Source organism: Aerococcus sp. L_32 (genome assembly GCF_050689315.1).
In genome coordinates this window covers 1-597 of record NZ_JBOEQF010001127.1, presented here as the reverse complement: position 1 = coordinate 597, position 597 = coordinate 1, and the positions used below count along the sequence as shown (strand labels likewise).

The 597-nt window shown below is 40.7% G+C and carries 1 protein-coding gene; it reads right to left on the bottom strand.

Features of this window, described 5'->3' with window-relative positions:
- Positions 1–303, bottom strand: a 303-nt coding sequence (locus ACRCJ0_RS18530) for a DEAD/DEAH box helicase family protein (RefSeq protein WP_431391648.1), incomplete at its 3' end; no start/stop codon positions are given.
- Between the last annotated feature and the right edge of the window lie 294 nt (positions 304–597).

The following is a 597-nucleotide window of genomic DNA, read 5'->3' as shown; positions in this document are numbered from 1 at the left end:
GGCTTCCGGTTGGTAGTAGTCGTAGTAAGATACGAAATACTCCACCGCATTATTCGGGAAGAATTCCTTTAATTCACCATATAACTGCCCAGCAAGTGTCTTATTATGAGCTAAAACCAAAGTTGGTCGGTTGGTTTGGGCGATCACATTGGCCATAGTGAATGTCTTCCCAGTCCCCGTACCACCTAGTAAGACTTGTGCCTTATCGCCAGCCTCCACTTGTTCCACAATTCTTCTAATGGCTTCCGGTTGGTCACCACTCGGTTCATATTCCGAAACTAAATCAAATTGGTTTATCATCATGAACCTCTCTTCCTTTTAAAGTACACAATTACATACCTATATATTATACCACCTAAGTGATTAAAGCCGAAACCTTAACCCTTGGAAAAAGGGGGTTCGCGACTTGGCTAACGGTTGAATTGAAACTGCTATCATTTTTCAAAATCGGCGTCATTATTTCCCTTTCAATATCATGTGATTTTTGACCAAAATCCTTTTACATGAGACAAGTCTTATTCATGATGATAGCTATTAGCTCGCAATTTCCACCAAGTTTGATCTGCCCCAGACATTTTCCCTTATGAATACTTAGGG